This is a genomic window from Dietzia sp. 111N12-1 (assembly GCF_001658045.1).
GTDB classification, from domain to species: domain Bacteria; phylum Actinomycetota; class Actinomycetes; order Mycobacteriales; family Mycobacteriaceae; genus Dietzia; species Dietzia kunjamensis.
Genome location: NZ_LSSV01000104.1, coordinates 34,167 through 51,983 on the forward strand (window position 1 = coordinate 34,167; position 17,817 = coordinate 51,983).

Consider the following 17,817-nt stretch of genomic DNA (forward strand, 5'->3'; position numbering starts at 1 on the left):
TGGACGGGATGAGGCGACGCGGTTCGGGCGACGACGGCCCCGACCCCTCGTGCGGCTGCTCGGTGATCGTCCGTTCCCCTTTTCCGATCGGTGCCGGTGACGGTGAGGTTGTGGCGGAGGCGGACGGGAATCGAACCCGCCTGACCGAGATACTCGGCCACGTCGGTTTTGAAGACCGCGGGGACCACCAGGTGCCCGGACGCCTCCCTACCCCACGAGACTAGGCGGTGTTCCCCGGCCGCGCCCACCGATCGGCGCCGCCTCGTTAGGGTCGGACCATGGCCACCGAACCCATTTCGCCCGCCGCCCGACTCACCTCGTACGCGCACGGGGGCGGGTGTGCCTGCAAAATCCCGCCCGGTGCTCTGGAGAACGTCGTGGCGGACCTCATCGGGGCCCCGGTCCGGGAGCCGGCCGCGGAGCTCATCGTGGGCCTCGACGACGGCGACGACGCGGCGGCGGTGCGGATCACCGGTGGCCGGGCCGTCATCAGCACCGCCGACTTCTTCACCCCCGTCGTCGACGACCCGTACGACTGGGGGCGCATCGCCGCGGCCAACGCGCTGTCCGACGTCTACGCGATGGGCGGGACGCCGATCATGGCGATCAACCTGCTGTGCTGGCCGATGGACGTCCTGCCGTACGAGATGGCCGGACAGGTGCTCCGCGGTGCCCAGGAGGTGGCCGGCGCCGCCGGCTGTCACGTGGCCGGCGGGCACAGCGTGGACGACCCCGAGCCCAAGTACGGCATGGCCGTCACCGGGCTGGCGGACCCGGACCGGCTGCTGCGCAACGACGCGGGCCGGGCCGGGGTGCCGCTGTCGCTCACCAAGCCGCTGGGGATCGGGATGCTCAACTGTCGGCACAAGAACACCGGGGAGGTGAGCCGCGAGGCGATCGAGACGATGACCACCCTCAACGACGTCGCCTCCCGCGACGCCCTGGCCGCCGGGGTCGAGTGCGCCACGGACGTCACCGGGTTCGGCCTGCTCGGCCACCTGTACAAGATGGCCCGGGCCAGCGGCGTCTCGGCCGTGATCGACCCCGCCGCGGTGCCCTACCTCGAGGGCGCCCGTCAGGCGCTCGCCGACGGCTACGTCAGCGGCGGGACGCGCCGCAACCTCGACTGGGTACGTCCGCACCTCGCGGCCGACGTGGACGAGGACGAGCTGCTCCTGCTCGCCGACGCCCAGACTTCCGGCGGGCTGCTCGTGGCCGGGGAGATCCCGGGGGGCACCGTGATCGGCGAACTCGTCCCCGCCGGAGACGCGGCGATCACCGTGCGCTGACGGGGCCGGTTTCCCCGCACCTCGCCGAGCAGAGGGTTTCGCACACCCGCTCTCGGGCGATACCGGCGAAATCCTCTGCTCGGCGGGAGGGTGAGCGCACGTGGGCGGGAGGGTGAGCGCACGAGGGCGGGAGGGTGAGCGCACGCGGCCGGGATCCGCCCCGCCAGCTCAGGCGGGGCGGTCGAGGCGGGCGAACGCGTCGAAGATGCGGGCACCGTGGGCCAGCGCCCGCTCGTCCAGCACGAAGCCCGGATGGTGGAGATCCGTCTCCTCGGACTCGCCGTCCCACACCCCCAACCGCAGGTAGACGCCGGGGATCTCCTCGGTGTACCAGGCGAAGTCCTCGCCGCCGCTGGACTGGTCAGCGGTGCCCACCCCGTCGGTTCCGAGCACCGATTCGACGGCCTTCGCCGCGAGGTCGGCGCACTCGTCGTCGTTCACCACGGGCGGCACACCCTGGATGTACTCGACCTCAGTGCGCGCCCCGTACAGGGCACCGATCCGCTCGACCGTCTCGCGGACCAGCGGCTCGACGGTCGCCCACACATCCCGGTCCGCACTGCGCAGCGTGCCCCAGATCTCGCCCGAGTCGGGGATGACGTTGGGCGCGGAACCGCCGGCCTTGATCGAGGCCCACGTGAGCACGGTGCCCGACCGCGGGTCGATCCGCCGGTCGATCACGCCCGTGACGCCCGTGACGATCTGGGCGAGGGTGAAGACGGTGTCCTGGGTCTCGTGCGGACGCGCGGTGTGCCCGCCGTCCGAGTGGACGGTGATGCCGATCTTGGCGTTGGACGAGGTGATGGCCCCGCCGGTCACGCCCACCTCGCCGACCGGGCGGTGCGGGTCGCAGTGCAGCGCGAGGATGCGGTCGACGCCCTTGACCACGCCCTCCTCGACGCAGTCCTTGGCACCGCCGGGCATCGTCTCCTCGGCCGGCTGGAAAATCAGGCGCACCGGGCGGGGCGGCGGGTCGGCGACCAGCATCTCGGCGGCGCCCAGCAGCATCGCCGTGTGGCCGTCGTGCCCGCAGGAGTGGCTGACGCCCTCGACCTCGGAGGAGAAGGACTCGCCGGACTCCTCGCTCATGGCCAGCGCGTCGATGTCCGCGCGCAGCGCCACCACGTCGGTCGACGTGGCCCCGTCGGCGGCCGCGACGTCGCACCACAGCCCGGTGCCCACCTCGAACCGCTCGGGCTTGAGCCCCATCGATCGGAGCTCGCCCTCGATGTACTCGGTCGTCTCCCGCTCCTCGTAGGACAGCTCGGGGTGGGCGTGGATGTGCCGCCGCCACCCGACGAGCCGGCCCTCGAACCCGGTCGGGTCGGGGGTCTCATTCTTCTTGCGTCCGAACATCGAACACCTCCTGGCAGAACTGGACCACCCGGTCGCCGAGACGCTGCCGGTTGGCCAATTTCACGAATTCATGACCTTCGTCCTCGAACAGCAGGACGTCCACCGGTACGCCGCGCCGGCGCAGGAACTCCACGGCCTGATCGGTCTCGCTGAGCGGCACATTGGTGTCGTGCGCGCCGTGGACGAAGAGCATCGGGACGTCCACGTGGTGGTACCGCCGTAGGGGCGAGGCCTCCCGCAGTAGCTCACGTTCCTGGAGCGGGTTGCCGTACTTGGGGTAGGCGGCCGCGGCGATCCACGGCTCGGTGGTGCGGTAGAAGGTCTGCAGGTCGCTCATCCCGCACGCGGCGATTCCGCCTCGCCACCTGCCGGGGTGGCGGACCAGCGTGGCGTTGACCAGGTAGCCGCCGTAGGACCGGCCCGAGACCACCGCCCGGCCTGGATCGGCGATGCCCTCGTCGATCAGGTGCAGCAACGCGTCCTCGACGTCGTCGATGCCGGAGAAGCGACCGTAGCGGTCGTCGGCGTGACTGAAGAAACGACCCGAGCCGGTCGACCCGCGCACGTTGGGCAGGAAGTAGTTCACGCCGATGTCGAGGTAGCGGCGGGCGATGTCGTTGTACCCGGGGCGCGACTGCCCCTCGGGACCGCCGTGGAGGTGGACCACGGTCGGGCCCGGTTCGTCAGCGATGTCGGGACGGTACAGCCAGCCGCTGAGCTGGAGTCCGTCACGGGCGGTGAACTCGACCAACGTCGGCGCGGGGTCGGGTTGCTCGGGCGGCCACCCGGTCCACCTGCGGTTGTCCACGTCGTACATCACCACGCGCGGCGGCTGGTCGAGGCTCTCGATGGTGAGCGCGAGCAACCGGCCGTCTGCGGTGAGCGTGGGTGAGGTCGCCACGACCTCGGGCAGCGGTGGCCGAACGATCACGCGGGGGCGCTCCGGCCGTAGGTCGAGGACCTCGATCTCCGACAGACCACCGCGCACGTTCCACAGCAGCACCGCGGTCGAGCGGTCCAGGCTCACCTCGACGCGGTCGAGATCGGCGTCGGTGCGGAACGCCACCGGCCAGGACTCGGTGGAGTTCTCGTCCGCCTCGACCGCGAGCAGGCCCATCCGGTCCGCCGAATGGTCGCTGCGGACGACCATCCGCATGGGACGGTCGTCGTCCCCCGCGTCGAGGATGACTCCGGCGTCCGTGGTGGAGCCGGTGTCGACGGGTAGCAGTGGCCACCACCGGCCGTCGGGGACGATGCGCAGCAACTCGCGGTTACCGCGGGCACCCACCCGGAACAGCGCGGCTCCGTCCCACGCGTGGACCAGTGCACCGCCCATCCGTCGATCGACGACGGTGTGCTCCCCGGTCTCGGGGTCCACGAGGCGGCCCTCGGCCAGGCCCTCGGAGTCGAACGCCGTCACCGCGAGCAGGTCGCCGTCCCAGCCGACGATCTGGACGGTGGCGTCGCCCACGGTGTCGACGGGGTAGACGTCGTGATCGTCGGGGTCGGTGGTGACCAGCCAGATCCGTTCGCGCTCGCCGCCGTCCGGGGCGACCTCGCAGGCGAGCCACCTGCCGTTGGGCGAGTAGGCCACGCGGCGCACGGGGCCGTCGACGGGCAGCACGACGTCGCGCTCCGGCCCGGCCCCGTCCAGCCCACCCGGCCCCAGCGGCCGCTGCACGGCGCGCGGGTAGCCGGTGCGCTCGGTGACCACGCACGCCAACATCGACCCGTCGGGCGACAGGTTGGGGGACGTGGTGTGGCGGATCTGGGTGGGCCCCCCGGCGGCGTCGTCGGGTGGTCCCGCGACGTCGCGGGACTCGGCCTCCTCGGTGACCTCGACGTCGACCTCGGTGGTGTCAGGCACGGTGAATCCAGGTGTCCTTTCCGCCGCCTCCGCTCGAGGCGTTGACGACCATGGTGCCCGCCGGGGCCACGCGCGTCAGTGCGACAGGCGGGGCCGTGGCGGCGATCTCTCCCCCCTCACCGTGCCGCAACATGACGAACGCCCGCATGTCGACGTGGCGTCGCTGCAGTTCGCGGCCGTCGAACGTCGGCAGGGTGGACAGTGACTGCACCTCCTGCGCGACGAACCGGTCCCCGTGGCGGCGCAGCTCGTCCCGACGCTCGTCGAGCTCCCGGGGCGAGCATTCCGGGCCCACGGTGATGTCGGACCCGCCGTAGCCGTCGATCGGCTTGACGACCAGCTCGCCGAGCCGGTCGAGGACCTGTCGACGCTGGTCCGGGTCGGCGCACAGGTACGTGTCGACCTGGCCGATGAGGGGCTTCTCGCCCAGGTAGAAATCGATGATCTTGGGGACCATCGCGTAGATCGCCTTGTCGTCGGCGGCCCCGTTCCCGGGCGCGTTGACCACGGCGACGCCGTGCTCCGCCATCGCGTTCAGAAGCCCACTGCGCAGCGCGGTGCCATCTGCGCCCGTAGAGGACAGGAGCATCTCCTCGTCCATACGGACGTAGAGCACGTCGATCTTCTGCCGCTCCCCGCTCCCGACCCGCCACAGGGCGGAGTCCTCGCACACCAGGTCCGAGGGCGTCACCAGGGTGCCACCGACCGCCTCCGTGACACTCTTGAGGTCGTACGCCTCGAGTTCGTCCTCGGCGACCACCACGCCGATGGCGGGATCGTCGACCCCCTCGGGCGCGGCCGCCCGCAGGGTGTCGGTCAGCATCGCCAGCGCCTCGCGGGGGTCGTGGACCTCCGACCGCGCACCGAACTCGGGGAAACCCTCGGCGATCCGGTCGCGCAGTGCGACCGCCATCGCCATCCCCCCGGGCATCCGCAGGTTGTCCTCGAGCACGATCCACTCGCCCGGCGCCGTGGAGACCAGGTCCACGCCACACACCGGGGCGTGCAGGACGCCCTCGGGCACCGCGCGTCCGGTGGGACGGAACCCCGGTGCGCGCTGGAGCGCCTCGGCGGGGACCACGCCGGCCCGGCTGATCTCGCCCGCCCCGTAGATGTCGCGCAGGAACATCTCCATCGCGCGCGCCCGCTGCTCGATGCCCGCGGAGATCCGTGCCCACTGGTCGGCCGGGACGATCCGCGGGACCGAGTCGAGCGGGAAGACCTGCGGCTCGTCCTTGCCGTACACCTTGAGCGTGATGCCCATGGAGCGCAGCGTGTCGTCCACCTGCTCCTTGCGCTCGCACAGGACCTCGGGGCCCATGTCGGACACGGCCTTGAGCAGGTCCACGTACTCGGGCCGCGGGTTGCCGTCCTCCGAGATGGCCTCGTCGTGCACCTCCTCGGTCACCGCCTCGCCGAGCGGCGAGTAGGAGGCGAGCATGTGTCGCATCCCGCGGTCGTCGGCGGTGTCCCGGGGACGGATCCGCTCGACGGTCTCGGCGAGCAGGACGGCGATCACGTCGCTGCGGCGTCCCCGTCGGCGGTGCGCCGCGCGTTGGCGGGTGGCCGAGGTCGCAGAACCGCGGACTCCGTCGAGCAGGTTCAGCACCAGGTCGAGTTCGCCACCGGCCCGGAGGTGGTCGACGTGGTCGTCGACCAGTCCGGTGAGCACCTCGGTGGCGGGGCGGGGGCGCCCGGTCGCCACGTCCACGAGGTCCCCCTCGAGTCCGGAGCGTGCGGCGCGCCAGAACGCCGCCGCCAGCACGGCGTCGGAGGGTCCGTCCCACCTGCCGGATCCGGTGCCCTGCGCGGCGTCCCGTTCGGCCAGGACGCGGTCGACCGCCGCGCGGAACAGGGCGGCGACGACGACGAGGGTGTCGATCGTGCTGCACGAATCGCAGGCCACGAGTTCGATCCCGTCCCCGTCCCGGGAGGGGCGGACGTCGACAGCGATCCCCTCCCGTCCCGCGACCACGCCGGTGGCGACGATCTCGTCCTCGCAGGCGAGCGCCTCGTCGGCGGTGTCGGCGGCATAGGCGGGCAGGTGTGCGGGCGACCACTGGCTCTCGAAATAGCGGGTGGAGGCGTACCCGGAATCGGTGCCGTCGGCCCAGTAGGGGGAACTCGCCGACAGTGCCAGCAGCACCGGCGCGAGGGCGGCGACCCGTCGGGCCGCGTACTGGGCCTCGTCGGCGTCGGCGGTCTCGACCACCACCCGGAAGCCGGCCGAGGCGCGGGTCTGCGACTCGCGGCCCGGCGCGGGGTGGGGGTCCTGCGGCGCTGGGTCGAACTCCACTCCGGGCGAGGCCAGCGACCCTGCCGCGACCACCCCGGTCCGCAGTCCGTTGGCGGCCTCCGCCAGGCGGGTCCGGTTACGGCGGAGGGCGTCCCCGAGCTCGCCGAGCCCGGTGTGGGCGCCCGCGTCCGCGACCACGATCGCGCCGTGTTGCTCCGGCCGGACGTGGCCCTCCTGTCCCCGTTGCCCGGTGTCGCCGAGAGCGGCGAGCACCTCCGTTGCCCGCCGAACCGGTCGCCGGATCCTCGTGTCGACGAGGTGGAGTTCCTCTTCGACTCTGATCCATCGCTGTGCGTCGGTCATCATTCCCACGCTAAGGGAACGCGGGCGCACCCGCACCCGCAGCAGCTCCCCGCGCCCGGCGCGGGGGTCACCGCATGATCCACGTGTCCTTGCCGCCGCCGCCCCGCGAGGAGTTGACGATCATCGATCCCGCCGGCGCGACCCGGGTGAGCCCGGCCGGGACCGCGTGCGCGGTGGTCCTGCCCCCCTCGCGTCGGACGTGGGCGAACGCGCGGAGGTCCACGTGCCGGCGCTGCATCCGGGTCCCGTCGAAGGTCGGCAACGTGGACAGGGGCACGACCTCCTGGGCGATGAACCCCTCCGGCCGGGTGAGCAGGTCCTCCCGGCGGGCGGCCAGCTCCGCCTCCGAGCACTCCGGCCCGATAGTGATCCCGAGTCCGCCGTACCCGTCGATCGGCTTGACCACCAGCTCGCCGAGGCGGTCCAACACGAGGTCCCGCTGCGTCCGGTCGGCACACAGGTAGGTGGGGACCTGCTCGAGGATCGGGGTCTCCCCCAGGTAGAAGTCGATCATGGCGGGGACGGAGGCGTAGACGGCCTTGTCGTCGGCCACACTTCGGGCGAGATGATGCGGGGTACGAAGTCCATGGGGAACGCCTGGGGCCGCTCCTGTCCGGTGACCCGGAACGTCACCCCGGCCACCGAGGCCTCCTTCTCCGCCGTCACCTGTCGCGACCGGAGCCGCACGGTGCCCGCCCGGTCCAGGGCCGACATCACGGGAGCGTAGGCCTCACGGGGGGCACCCCCCTCCTCGACCGCCTCGTCCCAGCTCGGGTCGGCGTCGAGGCCCTCGATCGGTTCGTAGACGCCGAACAGTCGTGAGTGGGCATCGGGGACCGCCGACCGGGGACCGCTGATCCCGGCGGTCTCCGCCGCGAGCAGGTCGACCACGTCGTGGGGGTGCCCCCGCCGGCGGAGGGCCTGGCGCTGCCGGAACGCACTGCTGCCGTTGTAGAGCGCGTTGTCGAGCAGGGTGCGCACGGTGTCGAGGTCACCCGACCGGTTCAACTCGCCGGTCAGGGACTCCACCAGATCCGAGACGACGTCGGTGGCGGGCCGGGCCCGGAAGGTGACGGGGTCCACGAGATCACCCTCGAGGCCCGACCGGGCCGCGCGCCACAGGGCCGCCCTCAGCCTCGTCTCGGCGGGGGCCGCCGACCCGGCGCCGTCGGCGACGGCGGTCGCCTCGCGCTCGACGAGGGCCCGGAACAGAGCGGCGGCCAGAACGGTGGCGTCGGCGGAGGGACAGGCGTCACCCACCTGCAGCTCCACGGACCGCCGGTCGGCCCCGGGCTGCACGCCGAAGCCGACCATCGACGCATCGACGACCACCCCGCTGGCCACGAGGTCGGCCACCAGCTCGTCGTACTCGGCGGCCGAGCACACGCCCGCCACGGGCGCCGCCGTGGGCCACTGCGAGGCCGCCACCGAGCGGCAACTCGCGTAGCCGGAGTCCGACCCGTCCCTCAGGAACGGCGAACTCGCCGTGAGCGCGAGGAACACCGGCAGGTACGGCGCGATCCGGCAGGACACCGCGACAGCCTCGTCTGCGCCATGGGCCTCGACCCGGATCCGGACGCCACAGTAGATCTGATCCCGGGCCAGGTACTCGTAGTCGGCCAGGAGTCGACGAGTCCTCGGCGTCTCGTCGACGAGGGCGGATCCGGGGGGCACGAGCGGGACGGCCCCGGCGGCGACCACCGCCAGCCCGAGCTCGGCCCCCGCCCCGTTGAGCCCCGCCCGCTCCGCGCGGAGGGCCGACCGCAGCTCCGTCGCGGACCCGGCAGGGGCGGTCGCGGCGCGGATGACGCAGTTGCGCAGTTCCTCTCCCGAGCCACCTCCACCCCGCAGGGCCAGCAACTCCGCCGCCCGGGGCGTCAACTCCCTGCTCGCGGTGTCGAGGACGTGCAGGTCCTCTTCGACGACCATCGACCTCAACACTGCTTCCATAACGGAAATGTAGGGCCGGGGGGCGGAGTTCACATCCGGTCGGGCTGGGGGATGGGTCTCATCGGATCCGGGTTCAGCGCGCCTTCCACACCGGGGCACGCTTCTCCGCGAACGCCCTCGGGCCCTCGGCCGCGTCCTCGGAGGTCATGACGGTGATCATCTCCGTGTCATTGACCTTCCACTGGTCGACCTCCGCCGGACGCCCGCCGTCGGTGATCCCGAGCGCGACCCGCTTGGTCCCCTGGACCGCCAGCGGCGCGTTGGCGGCGATGGTCCCGGCGAGCTCGAGCGCGGTGTCGAGCAGCCGGTCGGCCGGGACGACGTGGTTGATCAGGTGCAGGTCGAGCGCCCGCCCGGCGGTGATCGGCTCGCCGGTGAGCATCATCTCCATGGCCACCCGGTGGGGCAGCTGGGCCGGCAGCCGGAACGCGCCACCGGCGGCGGCGATGAGCCCACGCCGCACCTCCGGCAGACCGAACACCGCGTGGTCGGCGGCCACCACGAGGTCGCAGGCCAGGGCGATCTCGCAGCCCCCACCCAGTGCGGTGCCGTTGACCGCGCCGATCACGGGGACCGAGACGTACTGCTGCATCATCCCCGCGAATCCCCACTGCCGGTTCTCGGCCGGGAAGATGTCCTCACCCCGGGAGATGGCCTTGAGGTCGGCGCCCGCACAGAACGACCGCTCTCCCGCGCCGGTGATCACCACGACCCGGATCTCGGGATCGGTGTCCGCCTCGTGCAGCGCGTTGCCCAGCAGCGTGCTGACCTCGCCGTTGACGGCGTTGCGGGCCTCCGGGCGGTCGAGGGTGACGAGTAGGACGTGGTCCCGGCGCTCGGTACGGACGGCGGGACGGTTCTCGGTTGACGTCATGGGCCCAGTCTCGCCCGGCTGTGGCCGCCCCGCAGCCCCTCCGCGCTATTCGGCCCTCTCCGCAGGAAAGTTCGTGCGGATGTCCGCGCATCGCACGCTCGAGTGGCACGGCCGACGTCGCTGCGCGTAAACGCATCCTTCCCCTCGGCCGGTCCCGGTGCGGGGCAGGTCCAGGCGCCCCGCCGGTCGGACACCGTGCCCCGCCGGTCGGGCTCCATGTCGCGGGTCGGGGGCGCCACTCGCGGGTCGCCGACGGTCGCCGCGGGGCCACCGCCGAACTGTCGCCGATTCCGACCCGCGCTGCAGCGCCCCGAGGAGACGGGCCGGTCGAGGGTTGTCATAACCGAAACGAACGCGAGCGAGAGATGTTTCACGTGAACCCTTCTCGGCGGCGGGTGGATGCCCCGCCCCCGGCGAGGTAGTGTGAGCCACTACAGATATATTTTATTTAGATCATCGGTCTCGGCGCTCCGGGTGGGTGCCCTTCTCTCGTGGAATGAGGTGGCGGACGTGGCCCCCACACGACTCGGCCAGCGCCCGCAGCTCTCCGAGGAGGTCGCCGACCACGTGCGGACTCGGATCATGAGCGGCGATGTCCGCCCGGGGTCCTTCATCCGGCTCGACGAGACCGCCTCCGCACTCGGGGTGAGCGTGACCCCGGTCCGGGAGGCACTACTCACCCTGCGCGGCGAGGGCCTCGTCGATCTGGTGCCGCGGCGCGGCTACCTGGTCTCGCCGATGAGCCGCCAGGACATCGAGGACATCTTCTGGCTCCAAGCGGAACTTTCCAAGCGCATCGTCGACCGGGCCATCACCCGCTACGACGCGGAAACTCTCGAGTTCCACGGTCGTCTGATCGACGAATTCGAGAAGGCATCCGCGTCAGATGACACCGACGGCGTGGTGCACGCCCAGTACGCGATCCACCGGTGCCTCAACCGGGCTTCCCGCTCGGACAAGCTGTCCCGGTTCCTGTCCAACGCCGCCCGCTACATGCCCTACCGGCTGTACGCGGACGACCCCGAGTGGCGTGCGGGCGCACTGACGGACAACCGCCGCATGCTCGAGGCGCTGCGTGACGGCGACGTCGAGACGGCCCACGAAGTGGTGGACGCCGAGTTCACCGGTGGCGCGAGTCTGCTCATCGCCCATCTCGAGCGAGCGGGCGTGTGGGACGACAAGCGCGCACCGGAACTCGACCCCGAGCACTGAGTCCCACTTCAGTGATCGGTCCGTCCGCACTCTCCACCTCAGATCGGTGAACAGGATGCGGTAGGTGGCCGTCCGAACCGTCCGGGGGAGTTCGTCGGGCCGCGTGCGAACTCCACGGGATTCCGAGTTCATCCCGGAACGGTCGCTGCAGGAAGCCGGTGGTCGCGCACCTGTGGATCCGGCCCGACGATAGAGCTGGTGAGCACTTCCCTGCTCTCCCGGAGTGGTCGGACGGGAGCCGGGACACCAGCTCAGACGCCCACGGTGCCGTGCTCGGAACGCAGTGTGCCCTTGACGACCTTGCCGCTGGCGTTGCGGGGGAGTTCGTCGACGTGGACCAGATGCTTGGGGAGCTTGAAGCCGGCGAGCTTGTCCCGCAGCCACTCGCTGATCTCCTCGAGGGTGAGATCGGCAACGCCGTCCTCCACGTTCTGGGCGACCACTGCGACGGGGACCTCGCCCCACCTGTCGTCCTTGCGGCCGATCACCGCGACCTCGCGGATCCTCGGGTGCCCGGCGATGATGTTCTCCACCTCGGCGCAGTAGATGTTCTCGCCGCCGGAGATGATCATGTCCTTCTTGCGGTCCACCACGTAGACGAAGCCCTCGTCGTCCATGCGGACCAGGTCGCCGGAATGGAACCACCCGCCCTCGAAGGCCTCCGCCGTCTCCTTGGGCTTGTTCCAGTAACCGGACATCGTGGTGGGACCACGGTAGACGATCTCGCCGACCTCACCCGGGCCGACGGGCTCGCCGAAGCCGTCGACGACGCGCGCCTGGAGGGTGGGGATGACCTTGCCGACGGAACCGATCTTGCGGATCGCGTCATCGCCGTCGAGGGCACAGGTGATGGGGCTCATCTCGGTCTGGCCGAACACCGCGCAGTTCAGGGCGTCCGGGAAGGTCTCGGCCATGGCGCGCAGGATCGTGTCGGTGGACGGGGCCGCGCCCCAGGAGATATTGCGCAGCACCAGGCTGCGCGGGCGGGCCTGCTGCTCGGCACAGACGGCCTGCCACTGCACGGGGACGAGGAAGATGCTGGTGATGTGCTCGGCCTCGAGGGTGTCTAGGACCGCTGCGGGGTCGAAGGCCTGCAGCGGGTGGACCACCGTGACGCCGCCGAGTTGGAGGCTCGGCGCGATCGAGCCGAGCGCCGCGATGTGGAACATCGGGGCGGCGCACAGTGCGCGCCCGTCCTCGTCGAACAGTCGGAAGACCCGGATGCAGGTCAGGGACTGCGCAGTGAGGTTTTCGTAGGAGAGCATGGCGCCCTTGGGCCGCCCCGTGGTGCCCGAGGTATACGTAATGAGCGCGGTGGAGTCCTCGGGCACGTCGACGGGCTCATGCGGCTGGCCCTGCTCCGCTATCGCGTCCGCGTATGTGATCTGGTCGGGCGCCCCCGGTTCACCGCCGATGACGATGTGGTGGCCCGGCTCCTCGCCCTGGGCGCGGATCGCGCCGACGAGCGGCGCGAGCATCGCGTCGGTGACGACGACCTTCGGCGTGCAGTCGCTGACCAGGTAGGCGAGCTCACCGGGGGTGAGCCGGAAGTTCACCGGTACCGCGATGGCGCCCAGCTCGTTGATGCCCAGCACGGCCTCGACGAACTCCGGGTTGTTGAGCGTGATGAGCATGACCCGGTCGCCCCTGCCCACACCGCGGCGGGCCAACGCGTCGGCGAAGCGGTTGCTGCGATCGTGCAGCTGGGACCACGTGGTGGTCTGACCGAGGTAGCGCAGTGCCTCCGCGTCGGGCTGCATCTCGGCGTGGGTGGCGACCCACGTGTTCCAGTTGTTGCGACGTGCCGCGTGGAGTTCGGCGATGGGATCCGTGGCGGTGGTCATGATCTCGGCCTTTCGTCGGGCGGTGGGTGACGGGAGGGGCAGGTGACAGGAGGGACGGTTCAGGAGAAGTTCGGGCGCCGTTTCTCGAGGATCGAGGACACGCCCTCGGCGAAGTCGGGGGAGATCAGCAGCTCGCACTGGCCCTCGTGTTCCCTGGCCAGGGCCGCGTCCAGCTCGGCGAGCGTGGCCCCGGTGACGGCCCTCTTGGTCAGTTCCAGGGCGCGGCGCGAACCCCGGGCCAGTCGGCGGGCGAGCTTCGCGGCGGCGGGCTCGAGGTCCGCGGTCGGGTGGACCTCCATGGCCAGTCCGACGTCGTGGGCCTCCGCGGCGGAGACGGCGTCGCCACGCAGCAGCATGCGCGAGGCGATCGACCGTCCGACGGCCGCGGGCAGCAGCACGCTGGCGCCGCCGTCGGGCATGAGTCCGATGTTGGTGAACGCGAACAGTAGGTAGGCGTCCTCCGACATGAGGACGAGGTCGGAGGCCAGCGCGAGCGAGACGCCCACCCCGGCCGCCGGGCCGGTGACGGCGGCGATTACCGGGACCGGGACCGTGAGGACCGCGCGGACCAGTGCGGCGGCCCCGGCCATGGTCGCGTCGGGGCTGGGCGCGTCCGCGCCGGCGTCCTTGATCGCCTGCAGGTCAGTTCCGGTGGTGAACGCCCCGCCCTCCCCTGAAAGCACGATGACCCGGGTGCCCGGATCGCTGCCGTGTTCGATGATGAGCTCGGTCAGCGCGGTGACGGTGGGGTGGTCGAGCGCGTTCATCCGGTCGGGCCGGTTGATACTGATCGTGGTCACGCCCAGGTCGTCATGGTCGACCTTGATGGCGTCACGTCCGGTCGCGGTCATCGGACCTTCTCCCCCGCCTCGACCATCCCGGCCAGCCTGCCGGTGATGATCTCCTCAGCCTCGGCCATCATCCGGTCGACGAGCTCCGCCGCGGTGGGCACGTCGTGGATCAGACCCTGACACTGGCCGGCGCTCCAGATGCCCGCGTCCAGGTCGCCGTCCTCGAAGACCTTGCGTCCGCGGGCTCCGGCGACGAGGTGCTGGATGTCGGAGAACTCGGCACTCTCGGCCTCTTTCGACACGACCTCGGCGGAGACGGCGTTGGCGGCCACCCGCGCGGTGTTGTGCAGTGTCCGGAAGATCAGCTTCGTGTCGAGCTCGGTGTTGGCCACGATCTGTTGTTTGACCTGCTCGGCCACCGGCGACTCGGCCGTGCACATGAAGCGGGTGCCCATGTTGGCGCCGTCGGCTCCCAGCGCCAGTGCTGCCACCATGCCGCGGGCGTCGGCGATCCCGCCGGAGGCGAGGATCGGGATGGACAGCCTCGCCGCCGCGGCAGGGATGAGCACCAGGCCGGGGACGTCGTCCTCCCCCGGGTGGCCCGCGCACTCGAAGCCGTCGATCGATACCGCGTCCACACCGAGCTGCTCGGCCTTGATCGCGTGGCGGACCGAGGTGCACTTGTGGATCACCTTGATGCCGGCCTCGTGGAACACCGGTAGGTGGTCCTTGGGATTGGACCCGGCCGTCTCGACGATCTTCACGCCCGACTCGACGATCGCCTGCCGGTACTCGGCGTACGGGGGCGGAGAGATCGCGGGAAGGATCGTGAGGTTGACGCCGAACGGCTGGTCGGTCATCTCCCGGCAGCGCGCGATCTCCTTGACCAGGTCCTCGGGCGTGGGTTGGGTGAGTCCGGTGATGATCCCCAGCGCGCCGGCCTCGGACACGGCGGCGGCGAGTTCGGCGCGGCCGACCCACATCGTGCCGCCCTGGACGATGGGATGATGGACGCCGAACTCCTCGGTGAATCGGGTGCGGATCACGGCTGGACCTCCTCGTAGGTGCCACCGGAGGTGGCCTCAGGACTTGGCATCGGCGACTGATCCCTTCTGCAACCGACCGCGATGACGTCGTCCCTCCAGAACGACCATGGATCCGATCACATATATGTGTAAGTGTCGCTACGCGATGCCCACCGTAGCCGGTGTTGTCAAGATCACACCGTGTTCCACCTAACCCGGAAAGCGCACCCATGTGCCCCTCACGCCCTCGTGGGTCACGCACCCTCTCCGGGCATCGGGTTCGGCGTCCCGACGTGCGGAAATCGCGGGGCGCGGCGGCGGTTCCGCCGGGTCAGGCGGCTCCGGTGGAGCCGGCGGCTGGAGCGTGCACGACCGGGCAGGCGCCCACCCGGTCGCGCGGCTGGATGGGGCAGGCCCCCAGGTCGGCGGGACGGTAACCCTCCGGGTATCCCGGGTACGTCCGGTTCTCGGTCCCACGGGACCCGAGCTCGCGGCGGCGGACCGGCAGCCACCGCACCACCTTCGACCGCATCCGCAGCGCCGCGTAGGCGGCCTCGCGGAACGCCCGAGGTTGCCACGGGAAGCCGAAGGCGCGGGTCATGTCGTCGTCGATCAGCGCCTGCACGACCTTGCGGACCACCGGCCGGGCCGGCTCCGGGTACCAGGAACACATGAGATCGAGCGTGTACGTCCCGATGAGCTCGTTGGTCCGGGCGTAGCGCATGGTGCGCGCCTCGTAGTCGTCCCGCCAGCGCCGGAACTCCCCGATGTCCTGCGGGATCCCCTTGATCTTCATCCGCTCCCCGACTGCGCGGTAGAAGTGGAACGCCGCGAGCCGCTCGTTCGGATGCAGACGCCGCCAGCCGTTCGCATCGATCCACTCGAGCGGTTCGTAGATGAACGTCGACAACACATAGAGCATGTCGTCATTGGTGATCTCGTACATCGCGTGTTGGCGGTTGATCACCCGCAGCGCCTCCTTGCCGCGGGGCGAGTCGTACCCGTGCTCGACCAGCTCCACCATGAGCAGCGCGGTGTCGTCGTACCGCTTCTGCGGGTGATCGCGGAAGTTGCCCGCCTGCTCCAGGACCGCCGACACCGAAGGGATGCAGTAGGTCCGGTACAGCGCCAGCTCGAGCGCTCGCTGATAGTCCCACGGGAACTCGTACGCGGAGGTGATGCGGTGGATCTCCGCCGCGTCCGCCACCGGATCGAGAGTCGCGATGAGATCACGCCAGTACCAGCGCCCGGGCTTGAACGGGACCCCTGCCGTGAGCGGGTGGTCGACGGCGGCGTCGGCGACGAGGTCGGCCGGGATCATGGTCCGAACACCCCGGGCACGGCGGACCGCTCGGTGGCCGCGGCCCTCGTCGTCGTCGTCACCTCCTCGGTTCTCTCGGAGGTGGCGGTCATCTCACCTCACATCCTTCCCTGGACGTTCGCGAGCATCCACTTGACGATCTTGATGTCACGCGGCTTGCGGGTCATGGTCATGAGGTTCAGCGGGGCCGCGAACTTCTGCGCGGTGATGGCCTTGGGGCGGGCGAACTCGCGCAACCCGTCGGCGCCGTGGATACGGCCGAAACCCGAGTCACCCGAACCGCCGAACGGCAACGCCGGGATGCCGGCGAACGCGAGGAACGAGTTGACCGACACCATGCCCACGTCCAACTTCTCCGCCAGGGCCAGCCCCCGCTTCTTGTTGCCGGTGAAGATCGAACCGCCGAGGCCGTAGCTGCTGGCGTTCGCCTTCTCGATGGCCTCCTCCAGGTCCGCGACAGGGTTGATCACGACGGTGGGGCCGAAGGTCTCCTCGGTGATCGCGGACGAGTTCTCGGGGACGTCGACGAGGACGACCGGCTCGATGATCTTCTCGCCGACCGAGTCCTCGCCGCCGAGTACGGCCCTGCCGCCCTTGGCGATCGCGTCCTTGACGTGCCTGCGGACGATGTCGACCTGCGCCGGCAGCGTCATGGGCCCGTAGCTGGAGGAGATCGAGTTGCCCGGGGTGAGCGCGCGGACCTTGGCCGTGAACTTCTGGACGAACGCGTCGTGGACGTCCGAGTGGACGTAGATCCGCTCCACGCCCGCGCAGGTCTGGCCCGCGTTGCCCATGGCGCCGAAGACCGCCTGGTCGGCGGCCGCGTCGAGATCCGCGTCCGAGTCGACGAGCAGGGCGTCCTTGCCACCGCCCTCGATGACGACCGGCGTGAGCGTCTCCGCGCAGGCGGCCATGACCTTCCGGCCCGTCGCGGCGGAGCCGGTGAACGCGAGCTTGTCGACGCCCGCCCTGCACAACGCCGCGCCCGTCGAGCCGTCGCCGGTGATCGTCTGGATGAGCGGCTGGGAGGCGCCCAGGGAATCCCACACCTCCGCCAGCCACACGCCCACACCCGGCGTGAGCTCGCTGGGCTTGAACACCACCGCGTTGCCCGCGGCCATGGCGTAGGACAGCGTGCCCATCGGGGTGAACGCGGGGTAGTTCCACGGGCCGATCGCGCCGACCACGCCGTAGGGCTGATATTCCACGTAGGCGGCCTGGTTGCTCATGAGCAGCCCGGCCGAGACGGAGCGCCGTCGCAGGACCTTGTCCGCGTTCTTGGCCGCCCACTCCAGATGGCTGACGGTGAGCATGACCTCGAGGGTCGCGTCCTCGTCCGGCTTCCCGGTCTCGGCGGAGATCAGGGACGCCAACTCCTCGGCCCTGGACGAGATCGCCCGCTTGTACTCCAGCAGCCACTCACGGCGACCCCGCGGACCCTGGTTCGCCCACCAGCGAGCCGCGGCACGCGCACGCTCCACGGCGAGGGCGACCTCCTCGGGACCGGCGACGGGGTACTCCGCGAGGACGGTGCCGTCGCGGGGGTCCAGGCTCGCGAACGTGGGGCCGGTCTTGCTGGGCTCGGTGGTCGTCATCTGAGGTCCTCTCGTTACCGATCACATATATTTGATGTAGCGTACCGCGATACGCGCCACAGTAGTCCAGTGTGCACCCAACCGGCACCCCGTG

13 protein-coding genes and 1 tRNA gene are annotated in these 17,817 nt (G+C 70.9%); 2 read left to right on the plus strand and 12 right to left on the minus strand.

What is annotated here, in order from left to right:
- Positions 1-111 precede the first annotated feature (111 nt).
- Positions 112-207, minus strand: a tRNA-Sec gene (locus tag AYO52_RS16930).
- Between the two features lie 71 nt (positions 208-278).
- On the opposite strand from AYO52_RS16930, the gene selD reads away from it, so the two are divergent.
- Positions 279-1,289, plus strand: coding sequence for a selenide, water dikinase SelD (gene selD / locus AYO52_RS16935; RefSeq protein ID WP_067720049.1), 1,011 nt, complete (start codon positions 279-281; stop codon positions 1,287-1,289).
- Positions 1,290-1,457: 168 nt separating this feature from the next.
- On the opposite strand, the gene AYO52_RS16940 is transcribed toward selD, so the two are convergent.
- From AYO52_RS16940 to AYO52_RS16960, 6 genes are all read right to left on the minus strand, one after another.
- Positions 1,458-2,645: a M20 family metallopeptidase gene (locus tag AYO52_RS16940; RefSeq protein WP_067720051.1), complete on the minus strand. Its 1,188-nt coding sequence runs from the start codon at positions 2,643-2,645 to the stop codon at positions 1,458-1,460.
- Positions 2,623-4,512: a prolyl oligopeptidase family serine peptidase gene (locus tag AYO52_RS16945; RefSeq protein WP_067720053.1), complete on the minus strand. Its 1,890-nt coding sequence runs from the start codon at positions 4,510-4,512 to the stop codon at positions 2,623-2,625. Before AYO52_RS16945 ends, AYO52_RS16940 begins: the two co-directional genes overlap by 23 nt.
- Positions 4,505-7,111: a carboxylate--amine ligase/circularly permuted type 2 ATP-grasp protein gene (locus AYO52_RS16950; RefSeq protein WP_082924132.1), complete on the minus strand. Its 2,607-nt coding sequence runs from the start codon at positions 7,109-7,111 to the stop codon at positions 4,505-4,507. The genes AYO52_RS16945 and AYO52_RS16950 overlap by 8 nt, the downstream gene beginning before the upstream one ends.
- 67 nt (positions 7,112-7,178) lie before the next feature.
- Complete coding sequence (locus AYO52_RS19070) at positions 7,179-7,664, minus strand: circularly permuted type 2 ATP-grasp protein (protein ID WP_253702280.1); 486 nt, start codon at positions 7,662-7,664, stop codon at positions 7,179-7,181.
- On the minus strand, positions 7,622-9,061 hold the full coding sequence (locus tag AYO52_RS16955) for a glutamate-cysteine ligase family protein (RefSeq protein ID WP_253702282.1): 1,440 nt from the start codon (positions 9,059-9,061) through the stop codon (positions 7,622-7,624). Before AYO52_RS16955 ends, AYO52_RS19070 begins: the two co-directional genes overlap by 43 nt.
- Positions 9,062-9,134: 73 nt before the next feature.
- Positions 9,135-9,935, minus strand: a complete 801-nt coding sequence (locus AYO52_RS16960; protein WP_067720055.1) for a crotonase/enoyl-CoA hydratase family protein — start codon at positions 9,933-9,935, stop codon at positions 9,135-9,137.
- Positions 9,936-10,436: 501 nt separating this feature from the next.
- Here AYO52_RS16960 and AYO52_RS16965 point away from each other — a divergent pair.
- Entirely contained in the window at positions 10,437-11,147 is a 711-nt protein-coding gene (locus AYO52_RS16965) for a GntR family transcriptional regulator (RefSeq protein ID WP_067720057.1), read from the plus strand.
- A 251-nt stretch (positions 11,148-11,398) separates the two neighbouring features.
- Here the strand turns inward: AYO52_RS16965 and fadD5 are convergent, their stop codons facing one another.
- The 5 genes from fadD5 to AYO52_RS16990 all read right to left on the minus strand — a co-directional run bounded on the left by fadD5 (position 11,399) and on the right by AYO52_RS16990 (position 17,723).
- Positions 11,399-12,991 (minus strand): fatty-acid--CoA ligase FadD5, encoded by a 1,593-nt coding sequence (gene fadD5 / locus AYO52_RS16970; protein ID WP_067720059.1) that lies wholly within the window; start codon positions 12,989-12,991, stop codon positions 11,399-11,401.
- A 59-nt stretch (positions 12,992-13,050) separates the two neighbouring features.
- A complete protein-coding gene (locus AYO52_RS16975) occupies positions 13,051-13,842 on the minus strand; it encodes an enoyl-CoA hydratase-related protein (RefSeq protein WP_067720062.1) in 792 nt (263 codons plus the stop codon).
- Positions 13,839-14,825, minus strand: a complete 987-nt coding sequence (locus tag AYO52_RS16980) for a nitronate monooxygenase family protein (RefSeq protein WP_172812205.1) — start codon at positions 14,823-14,825, stop codon at positions 13,839-13,841. Before AYO52_RS16980 ends, AYO52_RS16975 begins: the two co-directional genes overlap by 4 nt.
- A gap of 313 nt (positions 14,826-15,138) precedes the next feature.
- A complete protein-coding gene (locus AYO52_RS16985) occupies positions 15,139-16,128 on the minus strand; it encodes an oxygenase MpaB family protein (protein WP_227022309.1) in 990 nt (329 codons plus the stop codon).
- A gap of 98 nt (positions 16,129-16,226) precedes the next feature.
- Entirely contained in the window at positions 16,227-17,723 is a 1,497-nt protein-coding gene (locus AYO52_RS16990) for an aldehyde dehydrogenase family protein (protein ID WP_067720070.1), read from the minus strand.
- Positions 17,724-17,817: the final 94 nt, after the last annotated feature.

Coding starts and splice junctions, on each gene's coding strand:
- selD (WP_067720049.1), top strand. CDS start 279: ATGGCCACCGAACCCATTTCGCCCGCCGCCCGACTCACCTCGTACGCG.
- AYO52_RS16940 (WP_067720051.1), bottom strand. CDS start 2,645: ATGTTCGGACGCAAGAAGAATGAGACCCCCGACCCGACCGGGTTCGAG.
- AYO52_RS16950 (WP_082924132.1), bottom strand. CDS start 7,111: ATGACCGACGCACAGCGATGGATCAGAGTCGAAGAGGAACTCCACCTC.
- AYO52_RS16955 (WP_253702282.1), bottom strand. CDS start 9,061: ATGGAAGCAGTGTTGAGGTCGATGGTCGTCGAAGAGGACCTGCACGTC.
- AYO52_RS16960 (WP_067720055.1), bottom strand. CDS start 9,935: ATGACGTCAACCGAGAACCGTCCCGCCGTCCGTACCGAGCGCCGGGAC.
- fadD5 (WP_067720059.1), bottom strand. CDS start 12,991: ATGACCACCGCCACGGATCCCATCGCCGAACTCCACGCGGCACGTCGC.
- AYO52_RS16975 (WP_067720062.1), bottom strand. CDS start 13,842: ATGACCGCGACCGGACGTGACGCCATCAAGGTCGACCATGACGACCTG.
- AYO52_RS16985 (WP_227022309.1), bottom strand. CDS start 16,128: ATGATCCCGGCCGACCTCGTCGCCGACGCCGCCGTCGACCACCCGCTC.
- AYO52_RS16990 (WP_067720070.1), bottom strand. CDS start 17,723: ATGACGACCACCGAGCCCAGCAAGACCGGCCCCACGTTCGCGAGCCTG.